Origin of the sequence: Luteimonas sp. R10 (assembly GCF_045689605.1) — a bacterium.
Classification (GTDB): domain Bacteria; phylum Pseudomonadota; class Gammaproteobacteria; order Xanthomonadales; family Xanthomonadaceae; genus Luteimonas.
Genome location: NZ_CP141262.1, coordinates 3538866 through 3558348 on the forward strand (window position 1 = coordinate 3538866; position 19483 = coordinate 3558348).

General features: G+C 68.1%; 12 protein-coding genes. 6 read left to right on the plus strand and 6 right to left on the minus strand.

Annotated features, from left to right (window positions below; genetic code table 11):
- Nucleotides 1-186: 186 nt before the first annotated feature.
- The 5 genes from U3649_RS15370 to rnfB all read left to right on the plus strand — a co-directional run bounded on the left by U3649_RS15370 (nt 187) and on the right by rnfB (nt 8651).
- Nucleotides 187-3177 carry a TonB-dependent receptor domain-containing protein gene (locus U3649_RS15370; RefSeq protein ID WP_407352180.1) on the plus strand — a complete coding sequence of 997 codons (2991 nt, stop codon included), beginning with the start codon at nt 187-189 and terminating at the stop codon, nt 3175-3177.
- Nucleotides 3178-3241: 64 nt separating this feature from the next.
- A complete protein-coding gene (locus tag U3649_RS15375) occupies nt 3242-5296 on the plus strand; it encodes an alpha/beta hydrolase family protein (RefSeq protein ID WP_407352181.1) in 2055 nt (684 codons plus the stop codon).
- 139 nt (nt 5297-5435) lie between these two features.
- Nucleotides 5436-5870 (plus strand): DUF2147 domain-containing protein, encoded by a 435-nt coding sequence (locus U3649_RS15380; protein WP_407352182.1) that lies wholly within the window; start codon nt 5436-5438, stop codon nt 5868-5870.
- Between the two features lie 147 nt (nt 5871-6017).
- On the plus strand, nt 6018-8084 hold the full coding sequence (gene metG / locus U3649_RS15385) for a methionine--tRNA ligase (protein ID WP_407352183.1): 2067 nt from the start codon (nt 6018-6020) through the stop codon (nt 8082-8084).
- Nucleotides 8085-8219: 135 nt separating this feature from the next.
- Nucleotides 8220-8651 (plus strand): Rnf electron transport complex subunit RnfB, encoded by a 432-nt coding sequence (gene rnfB / locus U3649_RS15390; protein ID WP_407352184.1) that lies wholly within the window; start codon nt 8220-8222, stop codon nt 8649-8651.
- Between the two features lie 718 nt (nt 8652-9369).
- On the opposite strand, the gene U3649_RS15395 is transcribed toward rnfB, so the two are convergent.
- The 6 genes from U3649_RS15395 to U3649_RS15420 form a co-directional block, all read right to left on the minus strand.
- Nucleotides 9370-10365 (minus strand): TraB/GumN family protein, encoded by a 996-nt coding sequence (locus U3649_RS15395; RefSeq protein ID WP_407354635.1) that lies wholly within the window; start codon nt 10363-10365, stop codon nt 9370-9372.
- A gap of 32 nt (nt 10366-10397) precedes the next feature.
- The gene (locus U3649_RS15400; RefSeq protein WP_407352185.1) at nt 10398-11366 is read right to left on the minus strand and encodes a DUF1684 domain-containing protein; all 969 of its coding nucleotides are present in this window, start codon (nt 11364-11366) and stop codon (nt 10398-10400) included.
- A gap of 1 nt (nt 11367) precedes the next feature.
- A complete protein-coding gene (gene mutL / locus U3649_RS15405; protein ID WP_407352186.1) occupies nt 11368-13179 on the minus strand; it encodes a DNA mismatch repair endonuclease MutL in 1812 nt (603 codons plus the stop codon).
- A 1015-nt stretch (nt 13180-14194) separates the two neighbouring features.
- On the minus strand, nt 14195-15658 hold the full coding sequence (locus U3649_RS15410) for an N-acetylmuramoyl-L-alanine amidase (RefSeq protein ID WP_407352187.1): 1464 nt from the start codon (nt 15656-15658) through the stop codon (nt 14195-14197).
- Between the two features lie 81 nt (nt 15659-15739).
- The gene (gene tsaE / locus U3649_RS15415) at nt 15740-16240 is read right to left on the minus strand and encodes a tRNA (adenosine(37)-N6)-threonylcarbamoyltransferase complex ATPase subunit type 1 TsaE (protein ID WP_407352188.1); all 501 of its coding nucleotides are present in this window, start codon (nt 16238-16240) and stop codon (nt 15740-15742) included.
- Nucleotides 16237-17730: an NAD(P)H-hydrate dehydratase gene (locus tag U3649_RS15420; RefSeq protein ID WP_407352189.1), complete on the minus strand. Its 1494-nt coding sequence runs from the start codon at nt 17728-17730 to the stop codon at nt 16237-16239. Before U3649_RS15420 ends, tsaE begins: the two co-directional genes overlap by 4 nt.
- A 282-nt stretch (nt 17731-18012) precedes the next feature.
- On the opposite strand from U3649_RS15420, the gene queG reads away from it, so the two are divergent.
- Entirely contained in the window at nt 18013-19110 is a 1098-nt protein-coding gene (gene queG / locus U3649_RS15425; RefSeq protein WP_407352190.1) for a tRNA epoxyqueuosine(34) reductase QueG, read from the plus strand.
- Nucleotides 19111-19483 lie beyond the last annotated feature (373 nt).

The window sequence follows — 19483 nt, forward strand, 5'->3', positions numbered from 1 at the left end:
CGCCGATTCACGCTTGACACGAGGCATTAACTTCATGTTAATTTCATCCAATGGTCACAATTTGTGGCCGTTCATCTGCACCTAGTCCCTAGGCGCGATGCAAGGTGAGAAGGGGGGACCACCATCGGTGGCAGTTTCCACCGTCACGGTCATCCGACGATCGTTCACATTGGGGAGAAGTAAGCAATGAAGAATTTTAAGCCGCTCAGCCGGAATCCGCTGAGTTTCGCGCTGGCTTCAGCACTGGCAATCGCTGCAGCCGCACCCGCGGTCGCGCAGGAGACCGACGATGATGCTGCACAGGCCGAACAGGCCGAACAGCAGACATCCTCCTCCTCTGCGCCCACGGAGCTCCAGGCGATCACGGTGACCGGCTCGCGCATCGCCCGCGACGTATTCAATTCCGTGTCGCCGGTGCAGGTGATCACCCGCGAAGAGACGACCATGGCGGGCTTCGACTCCACCACCTCTGCACTCCAGAGCAATACCGTCACCGCGGGCAGTTCCCAGATCAACAACGCGTACGGTGGTTATGTCACCAACGGCGGCCCGGGCGCCAACACGCTGTCGTTGCGCGGCCTCGGCGCAACTCGCACTCTGATCCTTCTGAATGGTCGCCGCGTCGCCCCGGCCGGCTCCCGCGGTTCGGTCGGTTCGACGGACCTGAACGTGCTGCCGAGCGCCATGGTCGATCGGGTCGAAATCCTCAAGGACGGCGCCTCCTCGATCTATGGTTCGGATGCCGTGGCCGGCGTGGTCAACCTGATCACCCGCAAGAACATCGACGGCGTGGAGTTCGAGGCCTACCACAACGCCACCGATGGCGGCGGCGGGGACTCGCGAAGCTATTCGATCGTCTTCGGCAAGACCGGCGAGCGCTCGCACTTCTCAGGTTCCTATGAGTACTACAACCGCAACAACCTGACCATCGGCGATCGCGACTGGGCCGGTGGCTGCCCGACGACCTTGTGGCGCGATATCGAGGTTGGCGACTACTGGGGCAGCGGCGACTATCTCGACCCGATGACCGGCAAGCCGAAGTGCTGGCATCTCGATGCGGGTGGCGTGACCATCAACACTCTGGGCACCGCCGCCATGGAGGGCACCCCCGGTCCTGGTACATCGGGTAGCGCATTCAACCGCTGGCGCCCGAACTCGGCAGTCACGACTGGTTTTGCGGGCTTTGAGGGCGTGAGCCTCGACAGCCGCGATTCCTTCGATCCGGCGATGTTGAACGAATCGCTGATTTCCCCGGCCACCACTCACACCGTGTTCTTCCAGGGTGGCGTGGACATCGGTGCGATGGGCAACGCCGAGATCTACTACGAGGCGCTGGGCAACCGCCGCGAGTCTTCGCAAACGAGCTATCGTCAGCTGTCGTTGGACTACGCCGTGAACAGCCCGTTGCTGGGCGACCTGTCGTGGCTACCGGCCTTCATGTTTCCGACTGAAACATCGAACGACGAGTTCGTTGCTGCACGCGCTTTCATCGGATTCGGCAACACCCACAACGAACAATCTGTCGATTTCTGGCGTGCCACCGCCGGTGTGCGCGGCGCTCTGAGCCCGGAGTGGAACTATGACTTCATGCTCAGCAAGTCGCGCTCCGATGCCGACTACACCATGGAGTCATTCCTGACCGACCGCATCGCACAGAGCATGAATGTGGTGTCGGACGGCGCGGGCGGTTTCCGTTGCGTGGACCAGTCCAACGGTTGCGTCGCGGCACCGATGCTGAGCAGCCAGACCATCGGCGGCATCCTGCCCCAGCAGTGGAAAGACTTCGTGCTCGTGCCCGTCACCGGCAACACGCTGTACGAGGAAGACACCGTCAACTTCAACGTCAACGGTCCGCTGTTCGATCTCCCGCACGGAACTGTTTCCGGCGCTTTCGGTGTCGAGTACCGCCGGGCCGAGATCGACGACACCCCAAGCATCCATTCGATCAACAGCAACCTGTACAACCTGACCAGTTCGGCCCCGACCCGCGGCAAGGACTCGGTGTGGGAAGCCTACGGCGAAGTCGAGTTGCCTCTGCTGTCGGGTATTCGTGGCGCTGAGGAGCTGACCCTCAATGCCTCCGCCCGCTACACCGACTACCAATCCTACGGTTCGGACACGACCTGGAAGATCGGCGGTCTCTGGACCCCCGTGAATTGGGTGTCTCTGCGCGCGTCCTATGGCACCTCGTACCGCGCTCCTGCGCTGTTCGAACAGTTCCTGGGCGGTACCAGCGGCTTCCTGGCCTCCAGCAATGACCCATGCAACGACTATGGGCAACGCGACCCGAACTCGCCGCGTTACATCAATTGCGCGTCCGAGGGGCTGGCTCCCGACCATCAGGCTACCCAGTCGGTCAGGGTGATCACCCAGGGTGGCGCCGAAACGGGCCTCGTGGCCGAAACCTCCGATGCGCTCACCGTCGGTGTGGTTCTGCAACCGGAGTTCCCGACCGCTTTCGGCGACTTGTCCATCGCGGTGGATTACTTCGACATCGAGGTCGAGAATGGTGTAGCCCGCGCCGGCACCAGCTACATCCTCAGCCAGTGCTACAACGGTGTGGACTTCGCCAACGACACCGGCTTCTGCCGCATGGTCTCACGCGACCCAGCCAACAATGCACTGACTGTGCTGGACGGCTACGTCAATCTCTCCACTGACAAGGTGCGCGGCCTCGAGTTCACTAGCCGCTACGTACGCGACATCGGGCCTGGCGAATTCCGGGCCACGGTCCAGCTCACCAAGTTCCTAGAGCAGTCCAGCAAGACCTTCCCGGAAGATCCGCTGGTGGACTACAACGGAATGCTGCAGCGGCCTGAAATGACCGGCTTGCTGGATCTGTCCTATAAGGTCCGGAACTGGCGTGCGCGTTACGGCCTGGAGTGGGTGGACGGCATGGACAGCTATGCCTACTACCAGGAGAACTACCCAACCCTGGACTTCGATCCGGCGACGTCGATGTACAAGATCTACACCCCCAACTACTTCCTCTCCAGCACGTCGGTGCAGTACACCGGAGACAAGTGGTCGATAACCGCCGGGGTGCGCAACTTGTTCGACAAGGAGCCACCGAAGATCTCTCAAGGCGTGTACAACACCGTCGGCAACGCCCTGTTGTACAGCGGTTACGACTACTTCGGCCGCAATTACTTCGTGAACGTCACCAAGTCGTTCTGATCCAGACCAAAAAAGCCGCCGCCCTCTGGGCGGCGGCTTTTTCATCATCTACCCGGATGAGCCAATGAAACGCATCCTTGCACTTGTCCTGACGGCCGCTCTGTCTCCGTCACTGGGCGCACAGAAGCCCGCTGCCACGCCCGACATTCCGGTCGCGCCGACGATCGAACAGTTGGCCGCATTTCCGGCTCTGTCCAGCCTGTCGGTCTCGCCAGACGGCTCCCACATCGCCGGCTTGCGGGCCGACAACGAAGATCGCGTGATCGTCGTATGGCGCACCGACGCGCTCGATCAGCCGCCAACGGTCATCGGCAGTGACCGGATGAAATTCAACTCGGTGTCGTTCATCAAAGACGGTCTGCTAGCGGTATCGCTATGGCAGCCCTATGACGCGCGCACTGACCGGGTCACCAAGACATTCGTCAGCAAGTTCTTCATCACCGACATCGAAGGCAAGCAATGGAAGGAGCCGCTGATCCAACCGCGCGCCTCCAGCCGGGCACAGGAACTGGAGCAGGCCCTGTCCAATGCCACGGTACTGGACACGCTGCCCAACGATCCGGACCACATCCTGGTCATCAGTGGTTCCGGCGGCAATTCCGGAGATGTCTACAAGGTCAACGTCCGCAATTTCACCTCGCGTCGCATCCAGAGAACCGACGAGCGTGTCGCCGGCTACATTACCGACCTCAATGGCGAACTGCGCGCACGGCTGCGCATGGACATCGACGGCACCGGTGCTTACATCGCCACTGAGTTCCGCAATGTCGACACTGACAAATGGGAAGTGCACTTCCGTTCATACGTCAAGGATCGCGATATCAACCAGGTGATCGGCTTCACCGAGAAGTCGGACATCGCGTTCGTTCTCAGAAACACCGGCCGGGACAAGGCAGTGGTGTATGAGTACGACATCAATGCCAGGCAGCAGAAGGAAGTGCTGTTCGAAAACCTGATGTTCGACGCCAATGATGTCTTGATCAATCGTCAGCGCGGCAATGAAAACCTCGCCTTTGGCGAGATCATGGGCCTGTCCTATGCCGGCCCTCGCGGCGACGACATCGTCTGGACATCGCCCTACATGCAGGCACTCGACACAGGGTTGCGTCAGGCACTGCAGATCGAACAATCCCCACTGCGTGTGGTCGACATCGCGACCGGCCAAAGCGCCAACATCGCTTATGACAACGAAGTCAGCTATCGCATCATCAGCCGCAGCAGCGACATGGGAACCATCCTCGTCTCGGTGTCCGGCCCTGGACGTCCGCCGGAGTACTACATGCTGCGCAACGGCGAACTCGCACTGTTGGCCAATGCGTATCCACAACTCGATAGTCGTGCGCTCGGCGATACCCGGCTGGTCTACTACAAAGCCCGCGATGGGCTGGATATTCCAGCCTTCCTGACCACCCCGAACACTGCGATGTGCGGCGCAGGCCCATGGAAGGCTGTGGTGCATCCGCACGGAGGGCCCTGGGCCCGCGACAACATCGGCTTCGACGGCTCGATGTGGGTACCACTGTTGACTTCGCGCTGCATGGCTGTGCTGCGTCCGCAGTTCCGGGGATCGAGCGGCTGGGGCCGAAAACTGTGGATGGCCGGGGATGCCGAATGGGGCCAGAAGATGCAGGATGACAAGGACGATGGGGCCGCCTGGATGATCGAGCAAGGGATTGCCCAGCCTGACCACATCGCCCTGTTCGGCTATTCCTACGGGGGGTACTCGGCTTTTGCGGCGGCGGTCCGCCCGGATAGTCCGTACAAATGCGCCATCGCCGGCGCCGGCGTATCGGACATCAAGCGGATATGGGCTCGCTTCTACACCAACCCGTTCTTCCGCCAAGCCCAGGCGCCGACCGTGGATGGACTGAACCCGCTCGACCATGCCAGCCGCATGCAGATTCCGCTGATGGTCTACCATGGCGATCGAGACCGGACAGTTCCGATCGAACAGTCCGAGTGGTTCGTGAACAAGGCCGGCAGTTCCGAACAGCAAGTGGAGTACCACCCAATCGCCGATTACGCTCATGGGCCGGCGTGGACCCGTGCGATCATGGCCGACCAGTTGCGGATCATCGAGAACTATCTTCAGAGTGGTTGCGGTGGTGGCGGCCTCTGACAGGCCCTACCGTGCGGGTCTGTGAGGTTTCAGGCACGGCTCCGTTGGTCCGCCTCGCCGTTTCGATGCGTATCCGATTGCGGTATAAGACTGTCGCACCCGTTACCGGGCCTGCTCTGCGTCCTTTAAGGAGATGAACATGCGCATCGTGCTACTCGCCGCCTGTCTGGCCGCCCCGCTGATGGCACTGTCGCTTTCCGCTCACGCCGTCGGTCCGGAAGGCCGCTGGAAGACCATCGACGACGAGACCGGCAATGCCAAGTCGATCGTCGAGATCACCCAGGCCGCCGACGGCACCCTGTCGGGCAAGGTGGTCGAGATCCTGCAGTCCGACCGCGGCCCGAACCCGACCTGCGACAAGTGCAGCGGCGAGCGCAAGGACAAGCCGATCACCGGCATGACCATTCTCTGGGGGCTGAAGCCCGACGGCGACGCCTGGTCCGGCGGCACCATCCTCGACCCTGCCAAGGGCAAGACCTACAAGTCCAAGGCCAAGCTGATCGACGACAACCGGCTCGGCGTGTCCGGCTGCGTCGCCTTCATCTGCCGCGAGCAGGTGTGGCAACGGGAGTGACGGGCCAAGTGCCCTGAAGGCCTCGAACGGCCCGGCACTGCCGGGCCGTTTGCGTTCATGCGGGCCGGGGCGGGAACCGCGCCGCGGACGCGGCGGGCGGCCGCGGCAGGCATGCGATAATCGCCGGCCGTTTCCGCATCGTCCGCCATGCCCCGCACCGCGATCGTCACCACCGCCCTGCCCTACGCCAACGGCCCGCTGCACCTGGGCCACCTGGTGGGCTACATCCAGGCCGACATCTGGGTGCGCGCACGGCGCATGGCCGGCGACACCGCCTATTTCGTCTGCGCCGACGACACCCACGGCACGCCGATCATGCTGGCCGCGGAAAAGGCCGGCACCACGCCCGAAGCCTTCATCGCCACGGTCCAGGCCGGGCACGAGCGCGACTTCGCCGATTTCGGCGTCGCCTTCGACCACTACGATTCGACCCACTCGCCGGGCAACCGTGCATTGACCGAGGCGATCTACAGCAAGCTCGACAACAACGGCCACATCAGCCGGCGCTCGGTGGCGCAGTTCTACGATCCGGCCAAGGGCATGTTCCTGCCCGACCGCTACATCAAGGGCACGTGCCCGAACTGCGGCACGCCCGACCAGTACGGCGACAACTGCGAGAACTGCGGTGCCACCTATGCGCCGACCGACCTGAAGGAGCCGCGCTCGGTGCTGTCGGGCGCGGCGCCTGAACTGCGCGAGTCCGAGCACTTCTTCTTCGAGGTCGGGCAGTTCGAGGGTTTCCTGCGCGAATGGCTGCGCGGCGACGTGGCCGTGCCCGGCGTGAAGGCCAAGCTGCAGGAGTGGCTGGACGGCGAAGGCGGCCTGCGCGCGTGGGACATCTCCCGCGACGCCCCCTACTTCGGCTTCGAGATCCCGGGCCATCCGGGCAAGTTCCTGTACGTCTGGCTGGACGCGCCGATCGGCTATCTCAGCAGCTTCCAGGCGCTGTGCGAGCGCGAGGGCCTGAACTTCTTCGATTTCCTGGCGCCAGACAGCGGCGCCGAGCTGCACCATTTCATCGGCAAGGACATCGTCAACTTCCACGGCCTGTTCTGGCCGGCGGTGCTGCACGGGGCCGGCTTCCGCGCGCCGACACGGCTGCACGTCAACGGCTACCTGACCGTCGACGGCGCCAAGATGTCGAAGTCGCGCGGCACCTTCGTCATGGCCCGCACCTATCTCGACTGCGGGCTGCATCCCGAGGCGCTGCGCTACTACTACGCGGCCAAGTCCTCGGGCGGGGTGGACGACCTCGACCTCAACCTTTCGGATTTCGTCGCCCGCGTGAACGCCGACCTGGTCGGCAAGTTCGTCAACCTGGCCAGCCGCTGCGCCGGCTTCATCGGCAAGCGCTTCGAAGGCCGCTTGGCCGCGGCGTTGCCGGAGCCGGGCATGTACGCGCGCTTCGTCGCCGGCCTGGCGCCGATCCGCGAGGCCTACGAGCGCAACGAGCCGGCGGCGGTGCTGCGCATGACCATGGCGCTGGCCGACGAGGCCAACCGCTACATCGACGAGAAGAAGCCCTGGGTGATCGCCAAGCAGGCGGGCGCCGATGCCGAGCTGCAGGCGGTCTGTACCCAGGGGCTGAACCTGTTCCGGGTGCTGGCGGCGGCGCTGCGGCCGGTGCTGCCGGCGGTGACCGCGCAGACCGAGGCGTTCCTCGCCGCGTCGCTCGAACGCTGGCAGGACCTCGACGCGCCGCTGCTCGATCACGCGATCGAACCCTACGCGCCGCTGTTCACCCGAATCGACCCGAAGCAGATCGCCGCCATGACCGAAGCCAGCAAGGAAGACCTCAAGCCCGCCGCGCAAGCCCCGGCGGAGACGAAAGCGACCGCGACGGATGCCGCGGCAAAGAGCACCGCCGGCACCGCCGCCGCCGCGACCGTCGGCATCGACGATTTCGCGAAACTCGACCTGCGCATCGGCCGGGTGATCGCCTGCGAGTTCGTCGAAGGCTCCGACAAGCTGCTGCGCTTCGAACTGGACGCCGGCGAGCTCGGCCGCCGCCAGATCTTTTCCGGCATCCGCGCCAGCTACGGCGAGCCGGAGAAGCTGGTCGGGCGCAACGTGGTCTTCATCGCCAACCTGGCGCCGCGCAAGATGCGCTTCGGCCTCAGCGAGGGCATGATCCTGTCGGCCGGCTTCGACGGCGGTACGCTGGCGCTGCTGGACGCGGACGCCGGCGCCGAGCCGGGCATGCCGGTGCGGTGACGGCGCAGCTCCGACCGCGTCTCAAGGTCCCGGCCGTGCCGCGAACAAACCCGTAGAGCGGAGCTTGCTCCGCTACGCGGGCCCCGGAGCCGGGAGCAGCCGAGCAAGCTCCGCTCTACGTCCGATGGCATTGATGTGACCACCGAATCCGCCCTCGTCGAACGCATCGACCGCCTGCTGCCGCAGACGCAGTGCCGGCAGTGCGGTTTCGACGGCTGCCGCCCCTACGCCGAGGCGCTGGCGGCCGGCGAGGCCGACGTCGACCGCTGCCCGCCCGGCGGCGACGCCGGCGCGCGGGCGCTGGCGCGGCTGCTCGGGCGCGATGCCCTGCCCTACGACCGCACGCGCGGCACCCACCGTCCGCCCGAGGTCGCCCTGATCGTCGAAGCCGACTGCATCGGCTGCACCAAGTGCATCCAGGCCTGCCCGGTCGACGCCATCATCGGCGGCGCCAAGCGCATGCATACCGTCATCGAGCCGCTGTGCACCGGCTGCGAGCTGTGCGTGCCGGCCTGCCCGGTGGATTGCATCGACATGATCGGCCAAACGCCGGTCGGTGACCGGTGACCGGGAAGCGACGCACTCGCCAGTGACTGATCTTCGATCGCGTGACCGGCGAACGGCGAACCTGAGATGGGTCGCCTCGCAATTGGGATGCGCGCCGTCCCATAAGGAATGTCCCTTAGAAGCTGATTAAAGCGTGCGCCACCTGAAGGCACCAAATCCCGGTGTGCCAAATGAGAGCGCCCGCTTTTTCGCGGGCGCTAAACGCTTCATCACAGTTGAGAGTCAAGGCTCGATTGGCGGTTCGGACGAAGTAAGCGGCGTGCAACCAGACGGTCCGCAAACCCAGAGATTCCCATCCTCATCGACCCTGACGCAGAAGGCGCCACCGTTCTCGCACGGTGGTGGCTCATTGAACTGGATTGCCTGCCCGGACGGACTGCCCGATGCCATACCCGAAGCAAGCAAACACGCTGCGAAGACCCCCAATGCACTCTTCCTCATGCTAGGACTCCAATTCGTCGCTTCATTGCGACAAATCTTTTTATCCCCCTCTGCGCATCATTGCAGTGTATGGCATCACACAAATGAGGCACAGTGGCGCAGGTAATTCTCCTCCTTTTGGGAAGACGTAATGCTTGCGCGCCATTGGCGCGCAAGCCGTGCGATCTCTCGCCCCGGAGGGAGAGGGCATCAGAACCGACTACCGGAAAGGTAACCTCCGACAATTCCCCGGCAGAGCCGTGGTTGCTTCGGAGAAATCAGCTGCGATCCCGCCAGTCTACTTCGCGCGGGCCGCGCACGCCGAACAGATCCGCTCGACCTCGAATCCCTTCGCCTGCAGCTTCTCGACCACGCCGTCCTCGCCGAGCAGGTGCAGCGCACCGACGACGACCAGGGTATTGCCACCGGCGGCCTCACCCAGCATCGCCTCGATCTTCGGCACCCAGGCATCGTTGCGCTCGACGTTGATGCGGTGATAGAGCGCCGGGAACTGCTGGCGCATCTCCGCCGCCATGCCTTCCCACAGCGCCCGCGCATCGCCGTCGCGCCAGGCGGCGTGGAGCTTCTCGATCTCCCTGCGGCCCTCGTCGCCGGTCGATTCGAGCGACTCCTGCAGGAACTGCAGCTGCTCCTTGCGATCCATGCCGTCGAGGAAGGCGATCTGCTGCTCGCCGGTCTCCAGGCCGGACGTGGGCTTGCCAGCTTCCTGCGCGCGCTTGGCCAGGTGCGCATCCAGGCCGAGCGCCGGGTCCAGGCCTTGGTTGGTCATCTCGGTGATGGTGACCATCAGCGCGACGAACCAGGGCTCGAACATCTGCATGGTCTGCGGCGTCAGCTGCATCTTCTGCAGGGTCGCGGCATTGGCGTCCAGCCAGCGCTCGAGGCCGGCGGCGGTTTCCTTGGGCAGTTCGCTGTCGAGCTGGGTGCCGTCGGTGCGCATGGCCGCCTGTCCCATCTTCATGCCGAGGACGGGCGAGTTCATCTCGTCCGGCGGGATCTCGAAGACCAGCTTGCCGACGTCGTCGAAGGCCGCGTCCACGTCCGCCGACAGCGGATAGTCCGCGGGCTTGAGCAGGTGGAACGAGCCGAGCAGGTACACGGCGCCGGACTCGCCCGACACCTTCCACAGCAACGGCACCGGCGGCGCGGCGCCTGCGCCGGCGGACGGCGGCGTCGCCGCCCGCGGCTTCTCGGCGAGGGCGAAACCGGCCGTTGCGACGGCGGCAACGGCGAGCGACAGCAGCAGCGACTTGAGCGAACGGCGGTTCAACAGGCGCATGAAGACATCCTTGCTTTGCGTGGGAATCAAATGGCCGGCTTGGCGTAGGCCTTCTCGCCGGCGGTGATCGCGAGGTCGAGGCGGTTCTCCTGCGGCGGCAGCGGGCAGGTCGCATGCGCGGTGAACGCGCACGGCGGGTTGTAGGCACGGTTGAAATCGAGCAGGACGTTCCCCGCCTCGTCGGCGGCCGGCGCATCCAGGTAACGCCCGGCGCCGTAGCTGCCCTGGCCGTTGGTACGGTCGGCGAGGATCAGGAACAGGCCGCCCGAGCCGTCGTCCAGCGCCTCCAGGCGATGGGTACGGCCGTCGCGCTCGAACTCAACCGCGCCGGGGTTGGCCATCGGTTCGATCATGCCGATGATGTTGGCGATCTCGAGGGTCTTGCCCGGCGGGTGCGCGACGAAACGTCCCCGTATGCGCCAACCCGGGTCGGCGGGCCAATGGTCGAGGCCGGCGAAACCGGTCCGCGCCTCGGCGTCGGCATGGCGTACGCGCAGCGCGCGCCTGTGGCCGCGCTCGATCACGCTGATTTCGCCCTTGCCGTCGTCGAAGCCGATCACGCTCGGCGTTTCGCTGCGGTCGCCATGCAGTTCGGCGCGGGAGGTGAAGGGCTCGCCGTCGAGCGTGAGGTCGACGCCGCGCTCGGGCGTGAAGTACAGGCGTCCGCCTTCCTGCTGCAGCAGGCCGATCCGCGGCGGCCCCTTGGCCAGGCGCAGGCCGCTGTCGCTGCCGACGTAGTGCGCCTTGAGCTCGATCCAGTGCAGGCCGACCAGGCCGGTCCAGCCGTCCGGCGCCAGCAGGCTTTGCTCCCGCCGCTCGCGCCAGGCTTCCAGCTCGCGCACGAAGGCGGGGTCGGCGGCCGGCGCCGCGTCGGTGGCTGCCGCGCCAGTATCGCCCGGCGCTCCGGCCACGCCCTGCGCCGCGTCCTGCCCGCAACCCGCCAGGCCGGCCGCGAGCGCCGCGACCGTCCACGCAACCTTTGTCGTCTTCCCCATTTCAACGCCCCCGCATGAACCAGCGATCGATCTCCGCCAGGCTGAACCGCGCCCAGGTCGGACGCCCATGATTGCATTGTCCGGAACGTTCCGTCTCCTCCATCTGCCGCAGCAGTGCGTTCATCTCGGGCACCGTGAGGCGGCGGTTGGCGCGCACCGCGCCATGGCAGGCCATGGTCGACAGCAGCTCGTCGCGCGCGCCGGCCACGCGGCGGCTCTCGCCGTGTTCGCGCAGGTCCGCCAGCACGTCGCGCAACAGCGCCTCGGTGTCGCCATGGGCCAGCAGCGCCGGCACGCCGCGCAGCAGCAGCGACTGCGGTCCGCCGCGCGAGACCTCGAAGCCGAGTTCGGACAGCGTGGCGGCCTCGCGTTCGGCGACGTCCGCCTCGCGCTCGGACACCGCCACCGACTGCGGCACCAGCAGCGGCTGCACGCGCAGGCCCTCGCTGTCGTGCGCGGTCTTCAGCTTCTCGTAGCCGATGCGCTCGTGCGCGGCGTGCATGTCGACCACCACCAGGCCGTCGGCGCACTGGCTGAGGATGAAGACGCCATGCAGCTGCGCCAGCGCGTAGCCCAGCGGCGGGATACCGGCTTCGTCGTGCCCCGGCAGCGGCCCGGGCGCGGTGGAGACCGGCTGCGCGGCCTGCGACGGTGCGCCGTAGAGCGCTGCGTAGCCGGCGCGGGTCTCATCGATGCGCAGCGCCAGGCCGGACTGGTCGCGCGAGGAGGGTTGCCACTGCTGCGACGCCGGCGCGCCGGCCGCCATGGCAACCGCGCCGCCGACGCCCGCCGTCATCGCGGGCGCAGGCTGCAGGCCGGCGCGGGTGCCCGCCAGGGCATCATGCAAGGTGCGGTAGACGAAATCGTGCACCAAACGTGCATCGCGAAAGCGCACTTCGTGCTTGGCCGGGTGCACGTTGACGTCGACCCGGGCCGGCTCGAGCTGCAGGAACAGCACGTACGCCGGCTGGCGGCCGTGATACAGCACGTCGGCATAGGCCTGCCTGACCGCGTGCGCGACGCTGCGGTCGCGCACGGCGCGGCCGTTGACGTACAGATACTGCTGGTCGGCGCTGGCGCGCGAGTACGCCGGCTGCGCGATCCAGCCGTGCAGGCGCAGTCCCGCGCCCTCGTGTTCGACGCGCAGCGCGTGCTTCGCGAACTCGCCGCCCAGGGTCTCGTTGAGGCGATCGTCGGAGAACAGCGCGCCGCCGCCCTTGTAGCGCCGCGACGGCTTGCCGTTGTGCGTGACGCGAAGTTCCACGTCCGGGCGCGACAGCGCCAGCGAGCGCAGCCATTCCTCGATGTGGCCGAGCTCGGTGCGTTCGGCGCGCAGGAACTTGCGCCGCGCCGGCACGTTGTAGAACAGGTCGCGCACCTCGACCGTGGTGCCCGGCGGGTGCGGTCTCGGCGCCACCTCGGCGACGCGGCCGCCGTCGACCGCCAGCACGGCGCCGTGCGCGTCTTCGGGACGGCGCGAGGCGATCGAGAAGCGGCTGACGGAGGCGATCGACGGCAGCGCCTCGCCGCGGAAGCCGAGCGTGGCCACCGCCTCCAGGTCGTCGAGCGAGGCGATCTTGCTGGTGGCATGGCGCGAGACCGCCAGCGGCAGGTCGTCCGCGGAGATGCCGCCGCCGTCGTCGCGGATCCGCACCAGGCGCACGCCGCCCTCCTCCAGGTCGATGTCCACGCGCATGGCGCCGGCGTCGAGCGCGTTCTCCACCAGTTCCTTGACCACGGAGGCCGGGCGCTCGACCACCTCGCCGGCGGCGATCTGGTTGACGAGGGTGTCGGGGAGTTGGCGGATGCTCAAAGGACGGACATCGCCCGGAGGCGCGGAACGGGTCAACCGTGATGATAACGGTACCGCCCCGCGCGCGCCCCGATGCCGACGCATCCACCGTCGCAGACTGTCGGGGCGCACTCACCGTCATCCCGGCGCAGGCCGGGATCCAGGACCCGCACCCCTGCAGCCAGAACCATGTAAGAAAACCGCTGATTGCCGCGCGGCCCCAAGCCCGCATCTCGCGCCGCGAGCCCAAAAGCACTGGATCCCGGCCTGCGCCGGGATGACGGCGCGGGAGGCTTCATCACGCGGGAAACGGGGTTCGCCCCGTCCGAAGGCTGGCGCCTGTACGAGCACTCCCGATCGCCGCGCGGCCGCGAGTCGGCATCTCGCGCCGCGAGCCGTGTCTGATCGCGGAGCGTCCCATGCGTCCCGACTGCCAGCCATTCCCCGTCATCCCGGCGCAGGCCGGGATCCAGGACCCGCTTCCCTGCAGCCAGGGTCCTGTGCAAAAACCGCTGATTGCCGTGCGGCCGCAAGACCGCATCTCACGCCGCGAGCCGAAAGGCACTGGATCCCGGCCTGCGCCGGGATGACGGCGCGGGAGGCTTCATCGCGCGGGAAAAAGGGATCGCCCCGTCCGAAGGCAGATGCCTATACGTGCACTCCCAATCGTCGCGCGGCCGCAAGTCGTCATCTCACGCCGCCCCGTGCCTGATCGCGGAGCATTCCATGCGTCCCGACCGCCAGCCATTCCCCGTCATCCCGCGCCGCGAGCCGTGCCTGATCGCGGAGCATCCCCTGCGTCCGAGACCGCCAGCATTCCCCGTCATCCCGGCGCAGGCCGGGATCCAGAGCCCGCGCCCCTGCAGCCAGGGCGATGTGCGAGAACCGCTGATTACCGCTCGCCCCAAGCCCGCATCTCGCTCCGCGAGCCAAAAGGCACCAGGTCGCAGCCTGTGCCGGGATGACGGCGCGGGAGGCTTTATCACGCGGGAGACAGCGCCGCCCCGTCCGGCTGCCGGTGGAAGCGCGCGTCGCGCTACGGGCTACCGCCGCCCGCGACGCCGCCGCCGCCACTCGCCGCGGCCGCGCGTGCGGCATACAGCGTGCCCGGCGGCGGCTGCGCGGAAAAATAGGTATTGACCCCGTCGAGCACCGCCCGCGCCACCGTCCGCTGGAACTTCGGATCGATCAGCCGCTTTTCCTCTTCCGGGTTGGACAGGAAGGCGGTCTCCACCAGCATCGCCGGCATGTCCGAAGTGCGAAGCACCGCGAAGTTGGCGCGCTCTATGTGCGGCTTGTGGTTGTTGCCGATGCGCTTGAGACCGTCGAGGATGTGCTTGCCGGCGTCCTCCGACGCCTTCATCTGCCCGCTCTGGGTGAGGTCGAGCAGCACCGAGGCGAGCGTGTCGTCGGCTTCCTGCAGGCGCACGCCGCCGATCAGGTCGGCCGCGTTCTCCTTGTCGGCCAGCCAGCGCGCGCGCTGCGAGGACGCGCCGCGCAGCGACAGCACGTAGACCGAGGAGCCCTTGGCGTTGCGGTTGTGCGCGGCGTCGGCGTGGATCGAGATGAACATGTCGGCGCCGGCCTCGCGCGCCAGCTGGGCGCGGCGGTTGAGCGGGATGAACACGTCGCGGTCGCGCGTCAGGTACGACTTGAGCCCGGGCGTGGCGTCGATCTGCCGGCCCAGTTCGCGCGCGATCGCCAGGGTGATGTCCTTCTCGCGCTTGCCGGTCGGCCCGACCGCGCCCGGATCCTGGCCGCCGTGGCCGGGATCGATGGCGATGACCAGTGGACGCATCCCCGCAGCGGACGGCGGCGGGCGCGGCGCCGGAGCCGGAGCCGCTTGCGCCTGGCGGGGCGGGGGCTCGTTCGTGGGCGCGGCGGGGCCCGGCGATTGCGGCGCCGGATTGGCCGACGGCGGCGGTGTCGACGACGGTGCCGCCGTCGACGGCGGCGTGGCGGCGGCAATACTGGAGATCAGGCGCGTCGTGGCGGCGCTCGAGGCCACGGCGGGGTCGGTGCGGGGCGGCGCCGCCGCGGTCGGCGGGCCGTCGGACACCTGCGCGATGACGCGTGCGATCGGGTCGGCGCCGCCGCTGTCGCCCGGCCATTCCACCACCAGCCGCACGCCGTCGGCACCGGGCTCGAACCTCGGGCCGAGCGCGGCCACCGGCTCGGCAAGGTCGAAGACGATCCGGATCACGCCCGGCTCCGGTTGGCCGCTGCGCACGGCGCGTACCAACCCCGCGGGGGCCGGCAGTTGGACGCCTTTGCCCAGGACGGCGCCGGGCAGGTCGATCACCAACCGATCGGGATTGGCGAGTGTGATGACCTTGAACGCGGTTTCCTTCGCCAGCGCCAGTTCGGCGCGAGTGCCGGTGGCGCCGGTATCCAAGCGCAAGTGCTTGATTTCAGAGGCCTCGGCCACGCTCCACAGCAACCCGGCCAGCAGTGCCAGACCGAGCAGGATTTCCTGGAGGCGGGCTCCCCGTACGCGCATGGCGGATAGTCAAGCACCACGGCGCATTCTTTGCAAGTATTTTTTCCTTTGAAATCCGGGGCCTGCCACCCCTTCCTACGGTTACGGTTCAGGAAGCGGCCGCAACTCGCGTACCAGATCCCCGAGCGCCGGCGCCGACAACCAGGCGGCACCCCGCGCCCCATGGCCCAGCAGCCGGGCGCTGCGGCCAGGCCCGGAGATCTCCAGCGCCACCTCCAGATCCGGCCGCGGCAGCGCCCCGACGCCGCGCTCGGGCCACTCCACCAGCCACAGCGCCGCCGGCTGCTCGTCCAGCCCCAGGAACTCCAGTTCGCCGGCATCGCCGATCCGGTAGAGATCCAGGTGCAGGGCCTCGCCGGCCGCGCCCAACGGATAGCGCTCGACCAGGGTGTAGGTGGGGCTGCGGATCGTGCCGACCACGCCCAGCGCCCGCAGCCAGGCGCGTGCCAGGGTCGACTTGCCGGCACCGAGATCGCCGCGCAGGTAGACGACGGCCTGCGCGGGCTGCGTGGTCGCCAGCGCCCGGGCGAGTGCCTGCGTCGCCGCTTCATCAGCCAGGTACAGGCGCTGGGCATCGCTCACGGATTGACCAGCCGCCGCAGCGGTTCGAACAGGTCCGACGGCAGCAGGCCGCGCTCGCCGCCCGCCCGCGCCGCCAGGTCGCCGGCAACGGCATGCAGCAGCGCACCGGTGGCGGCGGCCTCGAACGCGGAGAAACCCTGCGCACGCAGGGCGGCGATACAGCCGGTGAGCACGTCGCCGGTGCCGCCGACCGCCAGGCCGGGGTTGCCGGCGGCGATCACCTGCGGCAGCTCGCCCGGCGCTGCGACCACGCTGCCGGCGCCCTTGAGCACCACCGCGCAGCCGAAGCAGGCGCACAGCAGGCGCGCGGCCGCGAAGCGGTTGGCCTGCACTTCGCTGGCGGAAATGCCGAGCAGCCGCGCGGCCTCGCCCGGGTGCGGCGTCAGCACCGTATCGGCCGGCGGCGACTGCGCATTGCGCGCCAGCAGGTTGAGCGCGTCGGCGTCGAGCACCAGCGGCTTGCCGCAGGCCAATGCCGCCTCGTGCAGCGCACCGCCCCAGGCGGCCCCGCCCAGCCCCGTGCCGACCGCCAGCACGTCGGCACGCTCCAGCAGCGGCGGCAGAGCGGCGACGGATTCGACCGCCTGCACCATCGCCTCGGGCCGCCGCGCCAGCAACGCCGCGACGTGCGCCGCGCGCGTGGCCACGCTCACCAGCCCGGCGCCGCAGCGCAGCGCCGCCTCGGCCGCCAGCATCACCGCGCCCCCCTTGCCCGCGTCGCCGCCGATGCACAGCACGTGGCCGGAGCCGCCCTTGTGGCTGTTGCGCGGGCGCGGCCGGAACCGCACCGGAAGATCCTCCGCACGCAGGCAGCCGGCGACGGGTTCGACCTGCGCCAGCAGGCCGCCTGGCACGTCCAGGCCCACCAGCGACAGCGCGCCGGCATGGTCCAGCGCATCGCCGGTGTAGAGCCCGGCGTGCGCGGCGATGAACTGCAGCGTCGCGTCGGCACGGATCGCCTGGCCCGGTGCGCTGCCGCGGTCGGCGTCGATGCCGCTGGGGACATCGAGCGCCAGCACCGGCGCCGGCGCGGCGTTGACCACTTCGATCAAAGCGCCGCAGAGCGCGTCCGGCGCGCGCGACAGGCCGATGCCGAACAACGCATCGACCAGCACGTCCGCCGTCGGAAGCGCGCCGCCGTAGCGCTCGATGCGACCGCCGCTGTCGCGGTAGGCCTCGCAGGCGCGTTGCGCCAGTCCTCCTCGCGGCGCGTGCGCTTCGAGCCGCACCACGCACACGTCGCGTCCGGAATCGAACGCATGCCGCGCCAGCACGTAGCCGTCGCCGCCGTTGTTGCCGGGCCCGCAGACCACCACGATCCGCTGCGCCTGCGGCCAGCGCCGCAGCAGTTCGCGCCAGGCCGCCTGCCCGGCGCGCCGCATCAGCTCGAAGGCGTCGCCGCCCAGGTGCACGGCCGCGGCCGCCTCGATCGCGCGCAATGCGGCGCTGTCGTACAGGCGTTCGGGGTCGCGCGGGCGGGCCGAGTTCATCGGCCGGATTCTACCCGCGCGCGTCGCCCCTGCCGCTTTCCGGACTCCGGCCCGGGCGGTCGCCAGCGGCGCGGCCCAGGCGGCGCGAAAGACGGTTCAGCCACGGATCGACGCGGATGAACGCGGATAGGTCGACCACCGACCGATGCGCTTGTCCGCGTTGATCCGTGACCAACACTGCACTCTCGACCGCACATCGCCAGAACGTCCGTCCTGAATCGCAATCAGGAGGCAACTCCCCTCGCGGGGACGATGAAACGGCGCCCGCTCTACAATAGCCGGATGCCTTCCCACGCGCCCACGCAGGCCCGCCGGGCCGATCCCGCCGCCCTCGCGGCGCGGATCCGCGCGCTCGCGCGCGAGGCCGGTTTCCAGCGCTGCGGCATCGCCGGCATCGAACTGGGCGAGGACGAGGCCCACCTGCGCGACTGGCTGGCGCGGGGGCTGTACGGCTCGATGGACTGGATGGCCCGGCACGGCGACAAGCGCTCGCGGCCGCAGGAACTGGTGCCCGGGACGGTGCGGGTGATCTCGGTCGGCCTCGACTACGGCCGCGACGATGACGGCGAGAGCTGGCGCACGCTGGCCGACGGCGAGCGCGCCTACGTCGCCCGCTACGCCCTCGGTCGCGACTACCACAAGCTGATGCGCCAGCGGCTGCAGAAGCTGGCCGACCGCGTCGCGGAAGAGATCGGGCCGTTCGGCCACCGCGTGTTCGTCGACTCGGCGCCGGTGCTCGAGCGCGCGCTGGCGCGCAACGCCGGGCTCGGCTGGATCGGCAAGCACACCTGCCTGATCGATCGCGACGGCGGTTCCTGGTTCTTCCTCGGCGAACTCTACGTCGACCTGCCGCTGCCGGTCGACGCCCCGGCCAGCGCCCACTGCGGCAGCTGCATACGCTGCATCGACATCTGCCCAACCCGGGCGATCGTCGCCCCGCACCGGCTCGATGCGCGCCGCTGCATCAGCTATCTCACCATCGAGCACGACGGCGCGATTCCGGAAGGCCTGCGCCCGGCGATCGGCAACCGCATCTTCGGCTGCGACGACTGCCAGCTGGTCTGTCCCTGGAACAAGTTCGCCAGGCGCAGCGACGAGCCGGACTTCCGCGCCCGCAACGATCTCGACACGGCCACGCTGGCGGACCTGTTCGCCTGGGACGAGGACGAGTTCCTGCGCCGCACCGAAGGCACGGCGATCCGCCGCAGCGGCCACCGGCGCTGGCTGCGCAATATCGCGGTGGCGCTGGGCAACGCCCCGACCACGCCCGAGGTGGTCGCCGCGCTGCGTTCGCGCGCGGACGAGCCCGACGACCTGGTGCGCGAGCACGTGCACTGGGCGCTGGCGCGCCATCGCGAGACCGCCGATTGCGCTCGTTGACGCATCTGCCGTCGCGGATGGGCATCTCCGTCCACGGCGCATGCGTGGCTACCGAAACAAGCGTCGGCCCCGTACTTGGCGCACACCGACCAACAACCCGCGCTCGGGCGACTTGGCCCCACTTCGTGGGAGCGACGGAAGTCGCGACGCGAGAACCGGCCGCCGCCGGACTTTCACTACCTGTCGCGACTTCCGTCGCTCCCACAAACAAAGGCGGATGCAGGCGATGCAGCGAGACGCCTTAGCCCCGCTTCAGCCCCGCTTCGTGAGAGCGACCCGCGCTCGGGGATTTAGCCCCACTTCGTGGGAGCGACGGAAGTCGCGACGCGAGAACCGGCCGCCGTCGGGCTTTCATTACCTGTCGCGACTTCCG